This window comes from Chryseobacterium sp. WG23 (assembly GCF_024586575.1).
Classification (GTDB): Bacteria; Bacteroidota; Bacteroidia; order Flavobacteriales; family Weeksellaceae; genus Chryseobacterium.
Genome location: NZ_JALCZE010000015.1, coordinates 139244 through 145796, shown reverse-complemented (window position 1 = coordinate 145796; position 6553 = coordinate 139244). Strand labels below are relative to the sequence as shown.

General features: G+C 34.3%; 5 protein-coding genes. 3 read left to right on the top strand and 2 right to left on the bottom strand.

The annotated features are described in order from the left end of the window. Positions 1-393 precede the first annotated feature (393 nt). The gene (locus MP477_RS20860) at positions 394-1368 is read right to left on the bottom strand and encodes a dipeptidase (RefSeq protein WP_257191939.1); all 975 of its coding nucleotides are present in this window, start codon (positions 1366-1368) and stop codon (positions 394-396) included. A 383-nt stretch (positions 1369-1751) separates the two neighbouring features. On the opposite strand from MP477_RS20860, the gene thrS reads away from it, so the two are divergent. Together thrS and infC are read left to right on the top strand one after the other, a co-directional pair. After that, positions 1752-3671: a threonine--tRNA ligase gene (gene thrS / locus MP477_RS20855; protein ID WP_257191937.1), complete on the top strand. Its 1920-nt coding sequence runs from the start codon at positions 1752-1754 to the stop codon at positions 3669-3671. Positions 3672-3776: 105 nt separating this feature from the next. After that, the gene (gene infC / locus MP477_RS20850) at positions 3777-4337 is read left to right on the top strand and encodes a translation initiation factor IF-3 (protein WP_076352026.1); all 561 of its coding nucleotides are present in this window, start codon (positions 3777-3779) and stop codon (positions 4335-4337) included. A gap of 393 nt (positions 4338-4730) precedes the next feature. On the opposite strand, the gene MP477_RS20845 is transcribed toward infC, so the two are convergent. Continuing rightward, positions 4731-5294, bottom strand: coding sequence for a hypothetical protein (locus tag MP477_RS20845; protein WP_257191936.1), 564 nt, complete (start codon positions 5292-5294; stop codon positions 4731-4733). Positions 5295-5454: 160 nt separating this feature from the next. Here MP477_RS20845 and MP477_RS20840 point away from each other — a divergent pair, with 160 nt between their 5' ends. Beyond that, entirely contained in the window at positions 5455-6534 is a 1080-nt protein-coding gene (locus tag MP477_RS20840; RefSeq protein WP_257191935.1) for a resolvase, read from the top strand. The last annotated feature ends 19 nt before the right edge of the window (positions 6535-6553 follow it).

The window sequence follows — 6553 nt, the reverse complement described above, 5'->3', positions numbered from 1 at the left end:
TTATTCAATTAGAGTAACAGTACTTGTCATTCCGCAGGAATCCAGGCATAATAAAAATCTGCCCAATCTGCGAAAAAAATATAACCACAAAGTCACAAAAGATTTAGACACTTAAGAGTTTTTTTAGTTAATATCAAACTGCTGAGAAATACACATGAGTTTTATGAAAATCTCTGATTTTATTCTAAAGTGAACTTACTTGTATTCAGTAGTTTTTGTACTTACTTAAATGAGCTAAGTGTTTAAAAAATATGCAGTCTTTAGAACGGCATATTTGTCATCGTAGGGATCTAAACATAGCCGTCATTACGTTTTGTGAAGAGTTGTAATCATTTAAAAACTATATCCAAGTGGTACGAAATAATTAATCCATGTTATTTAGTTAAAGCAGGATTATTTATACATACTTTCTATAAAATGTAAAGCATTATTATGGCTTATTTTTTCTACCAATCCGGCAGAGAATCTTTCTTCAATTTCTTTATTGATGGATGGATATACTGAAGCATTAGAATGTTCAGGAAAGAAAAACGGGTGGCGGGGTGTATCCGGATGATCTTTCCAATAGAAATAGTCTGCTCCATAAGCAATACTGTTTGCTCCGCCAAGATCAAGCCCATATTGAATGTGTTCATATAATCTTTCCGGCTGTTCCAGATCCACATAATCTTTGATAAAGTTAAGCCCAATAAGTCCTTTTCTTCTGATCACTTCTTTAGCCAGTTCATCGGGAAGATTTCTTTTATTCTCATAAATACTTCTGTAGTTGGAATGGCTTGCCAGGATAGGAATGGAATAATTCTTCTGATCTATATAGGTAAAAATGTCATAAGCCAGCTGATCGCTTGTGTGGGCCAGATCTATTGCAATTTTTCTGTCAGCAATATAGTCGATTAAAACTTTTCCATCTTCTTTTAGCCCTGCTTCTGCATTGTTTCCCCCTCCAAAACGGTTTTCTGAATGGTGAGTAATCCCTATATACAATATTTTCTGTGCATTTTGGATTATATTTTCAAGCTTTTTAAACCCGGAATCCAGGCTTTCATTTTCATCACAGAAAGCGGATGCATTTTCAATGGAAGCGATAACTCCTATCCGATCTTTATTTTCAGACGATTGATAATTGTTATTATTAAAAAGGAAAAAGTTCTCATTTTTAATGAGCTCCGAAAACAACTGACTCTGCTGTAATCCATAACCAGTACTGCCTGCTCCGGTTCCGGCATATATGGCCATCACCTGAAGTTTTACATTTCCCTGCTTCAGATAAGGCAGTGAACAGCCAATTTCCTTATCATCAAGGCTCACATTTGAATTGAGCAGATAATACAACAGATCACAGTGCAGATCGATATTTATAGTATTCATAGTAGAAATTTATATCTTGATTTTCATGTATTCATTGTGAGGACTAATACCTCATCCTTCTTTTTCTTATTTCCGGACCTTTAAAAATACTATTAATAATCACCAGGAAGTCATATTTTAAATGAGTTCGCAACATTTACATTATCTATTATGTTAATAGGTTTAATTAAAAATATTTTTGCAGGCAAGAAAGCTCAATATACCGTTTACAGGCATGAAACAGCAGAATTTCTCCCAAAGAACTGCTGAAAGTAAAACTAAGCACATCCAAAACGGCTGAAATCTTTTATATTTTTATATTAATTATCAATCTAAATAGGTACTGATGTAGTATTTTATCTAAAAAATGCGTATTTTTGCATCTTAAAATTTCTTAGTAAACAATGATAAAAATTACACTTCCAGACAGTAGTGTCAAAGAATTCGAGGGAGCAGTTACTCCCCTAGATGTGGCAAAATCTATAAGCGAGGGATTGGCTAGAAATACCATTTCCGCAATTGTTAATGACAAACAAGTAGAAATCACCACACCTATAACCACGGATTCTACGGTACAGCTATTGACCTGGAATGATGATCTTGGAAAGAAAGCTTTCTGGCATTCTTCTGCCCACCTTTTGGCGCAGGCTATCCTTGAGTTTTATCCTAATGCTAAGTTGACGATCGGTCCGGCTATTGAAAGCGGATTCTATTATGATGTAGATTTCGGAGATGAGAGCTTATCTGAAAAGGATTTTGAGAAGATTGAAAAGAAAGTTCTTGAAAATGCCAAGAAAGGTTCTACATTCTCTCTATACCCGGTTTCTAAAGATGAAGCTTTAAAAATCTATGCAGACAATCCTTATAAAGTAGAATTGATCTCTAATCTTAATGATGGAGAAATCACTTTTGTGACTCATGATAACTTTACGGATCTATGTCGTGGTGGGCACATTCCCAACACAGGAATTGTAAAAGCTGTTAAGATTTTAAATGCAGCCGGCGCATACTGGAGAGGAAATGAAAAGAACCCTCAGCTGACAAGGGTATACGGAATTTCTTTCCCTAAACAGAAAGAACTTACTGAATATCTTGAAAGGTTAGAAGAAGCTAAAAGAAGAGATCACAGAAAATTAGGTAAAGAACTTGGGATTTTTGCATTTTCTGAAAAAGTAGGAGCCGGTCTTCCGTTATGGTTACCAAAAGGTACTGCTTTAAGAAGAAAATTAGAAAACTTCCTTAGTGATGCTCAGAAAAAAGGAGGTTATGAATTTGTAATGTCTCCACATATCGGGGCCAAAGAATTATATGTAACTTCGGGACACTGGGATAAATATGGCGCAGACAGCTTCCAGCCGATCAAAACACCTAATGAAGGAGAAGAATTTTTATTAAAGCCTATGAACTGCCCGCACCACTGTGAGATTTATAAAACTTCACAATGGAGCTATAGAGATCTTCCTAAAAGATATGCAGAATTCGGAACTGTTTACAGATATGAGCAAAGTGGAGAGCTTCACGGATTGACAAGAGTTCGTGGATTTACTCAGGATGATGCTCACCTTTTCTGTACTCCGGATCAGCTTTCTGAAGAATTTGAAAAAGTAATTGATTTAACTCTTTATGTATTTAAATCTTTAGGATTTGAAGATTTTGTAACCCAGGTTTCATTAAGAGATCCTGAGAACAAAGAGAAATATATCGGTTCTGATGAGAACTGGGAAAAGGCAGAAAATGCCATCATCAATGCTGCTCAGAAAAAAGGACTGAAAACTGTTGTTGAATATGGTGAGGCAGCATTCTACGGCCCTAAACTTGACTTCATGGTTAAGGATGCTTTAGGAAGAAAATGGCAGCTGGGAACGATCCAGGTAGATTATAACTTACCGGAAAGATTTGATCTTCACTATATCGGAAATGATAATGAAAAGCACAGACCAGTAATGATTCACAGAGCTCCTTTCGGTTCTATGGAACGTTTTATTGCGATTTTATTAGAAAATACTGCAGGAGACTTCCCGTTATGGCTAAGCCCTGATCAGTTTATTATTCTACCGATCAGTGAAAAATATGTAGATTATGCAAAAAAAGTTTCACAATTTTTGGAAAATCACGATATTAGCGGTCAGATTGATGACAGAAATGAGAAGACGGGCAAAAAGATCCGTGATGCTGAATTGAAAAAGATCCCATTCATGCTTGTTATAGGAGAGAATGAAGAAAATGAAGGTACAATTTCTGTAAGAAGACGTGGTGAAGGAGATCTTGGAGTAATGAAAATGGAAGATTTCGTTTCTTACTTCAAAAAAGAAGCCGCAATATAAATTTAAAATTAAAAGATGGAAGGATTCAAAAATAAATGGGGTCTTTCAGTTTTTAAATATTTAAATCAATTAAATTAAGTAATTAACCAATAAAATTATAATACAATAGCACAAAGATTTAACAACAGGGGCCCACAAAGACGTCCTGTACAAGAGGACTTACACTTAATCAACGATAAAATTCGTGTGAGAGAGCTTCGTTTGGTGGGCGATAACGTAGAGCCGGGAATTTATCCAATTGACAAAGCAAGACAAATTGCTGCGGAACAGGAATTGGATTTAGTAGTAATTTCTGATAAGGCTGAACCTTTCATTGCAAGAATATTAGAATACAAGAAGTTTCTATATGAGCAAAAGAAAAAACAAAAGGAACTAAAAGCTAAGCAAGTAAAAGTAGTTGTGAAAGAAATCCGTTTTGGACCACAGACGGATGATCACGATTATGAATTTAAGAAAAAGCATGCTGAAAAGTTTCTTGAAGAAGGTTCAAAATTGAAAACCTACGTATTTTTTAAAGGACGTTCGATTATCTTTAAGGATCAGGGAGAAATCTTACTTTTAAAACTTGCCCAGGAACTGGAGCATGTTGGTAAAGTAGATCAGTTACCTAAGCTTGAAGGAAAAAGGATGATTATGATGATGAGTCCTAAAAAACCAGCAAAATAATTAAGTCATTTATCTTAATATAAAAACCTCAAATTACTTTGAGGTTTTTTTTATAGTAAAGTTTTCAGGGATAAGTTTTATGAGATATAGAAAAAGGCAGCTGATCGGGATCAATCGTCAAAGTTGGGAAAGCTCATGCAATTTAAATTTCACGGTATTGATGCTGTATTTTTTAATGATCCAAAGGTAAAAATCAATCTCATTGATTCTTTGTTAGTATATGCATAACTGTATAGCTGTCTTACGAATAAAATGATCCTATATTATTTTGTGTTTTTATACAAGTAAATCATTTTAAAGGTAAGTTTTTGAATCACTAAAGATTCTCCCCCAACTTTTAAGACTGATCCGTTGATCCACTGCTCATCTTCAAAATAAATTGATGTGGTTTTATTATCCTTCAAAATCACCACAGTCATGTTCTTTGAAAAGTGGCAACGCTTTTTTGGTGGTAAAATACCTGGATACTCTTTTATTATTTAATTCCAGCTTTTTACCTTCTATAACCAGTTCGTAAACTGGGGCTTTATCTATTTGCATTATAGTATAAGTTCTTTCAGGTGTTTTTAAAACGGTTTTATTTCCTTCATTAGAGAATGAGAACCCATCAATTTTAAAAGTATCGTTTTCATCACAGATATTGGTCCATATCATTTTATTCTTTGTTACAGATAAGCTTGCTAAGTCACATGAATAACAGTTGCCGGAGAATTCTATACCATATTTTTCATGCACATTTGTACTTTTGCTATTCAGTACATCAATAGGAACTAACGCTGAAAAATCACTTGGCATATCTTGTTGTGATATGGTATCCTTTACCGGAACAGATGTAGGAACTGTAGTTACTTTTACCTCCGTAGAATCTGCTTTTTCAGCCCCTTTTTTTTCTGTAGCAGGTGAGCAAGAAACGAACAAAGCTATCACCATTGAGCAGTTGATTATTATATTTTTCATCTATATAAAATAATTTGCAACACTTAAATTTATCTTTTGTAAAATTGTTTAAAATATACCATTCAATATATCCCTGCTTTCAGCCATTTATTCCCTGTATTAAGCGGTTTTGTTGGCCGCCACCCTGAATACTGATACCTTTGGCTGAAAAATATAGAAAATGAAACTCTTATCTCAATTCTTTATATCCTCTATGGTTGTTGTTTTTGTGGGATGTAATCCACAGAATAAAACATCGGAAACGCATAAACCGGAAGCTGAAGTTACACAGAAAAACATAACATTTGTTGATTTTAAAAAGATAAAAGGTGTAGATAATGTACAGGATGTGCCCTTTCAATTATTTACCAGGCTGGATTCTGTAAGGTTTTTTATAGCTCCGGATAAAGATGCAGCACATTTGAAAATAGCTTACAATAAACTGGATAATTATTATGGATTTGAAGAGTTTGATGACTTCTACTCTATTCATTACAGCATTAATAATACTATTTCGAACAGCATTGAAGCTTTTGTTTTGAAATCAGAATTCACTGCAGGATTTGACTTGACTTTACAAGGTGTTGATCTTTATGAGATCAGAAGCAGTGTATTTAAAAAGTCTCAGGATGTAAAAAATAAATCGTTCAGTACATATGGTACCATAGCAGAAGTCTCTGAAGAGGAATTTAAAACAGCCTCTAACAAACGAATCGATGAAGTTTTAATAAAAGATCCACATGTAATCCTGGAAGGTAATAAATGGCTATACATCAATAGCACAACAGAAAAAAAACTGATTACACAACATGAGAATGTATCTACAGAAGACGGACTCTTATCCTATGAATATATAGGAGTATCCCCTTACCTGTATTTACAGGTTTTCAAAGAAAGCTCAATGGGGACTTCAGATACGTATTATTCTTTTTATAATGTAAAATCTTCAGTTAATTTTCAACTCTTTACTGCGGGTTATCCGCAGGTTCTTCCCAAGAAAGAATGGATTTCCTATATTGTTTCAAACAATGATGTGGGAAGTGATTTTGCAATCAGTACATATGTAGCAGAAAGCTATAATCTGGAAGACCTTTTGTATGTCAACTTTACTAACTTCAAAGTAGCCGACGCAACAAAAGCTTTTTGGGCAGACCATGAAACCTTTTATGCCGAAGTTTATCCGCTTAATTCAGCTTCTGCTAGCGATAAAAAGCAAAAGACTGCTTTCATAAAAATTCAGCTGAAGGCTAACCTGCTTTAAATGAAAAAAAAGGTATTAT

Bases quoted from the DNA above. Each gene is read 5' to 3' on its own strand.
- MP477_RS20860 (WP_257191939.1), bottom strand. From the start codon at position 1,368: ATGAATACTATAAATATCGATCTGCACTGTGATCTGTTGTATTATCTG.
- thrS (WP_257191937.1), top strand. From the start codon at position 1,752: ATGATAAAAATTACACTTCCAGACAGTAGTGTCAAAGAATTCGAGGGA.
- MP477_RS20845 (WP_257191936.1), bottom strand. From the start codon at position 5,294: ATGAAAAATATAATAATCAACTGCTCAATGGTGATAGCTTTGTTCGTT.
- MP477_RS20840 (WP_257191935.1), top strand. From the start codon at position 5,455: ATGAAACTCTTATCTCAATTCTTTATATCCTCTATGGTTGTTGTTTTT.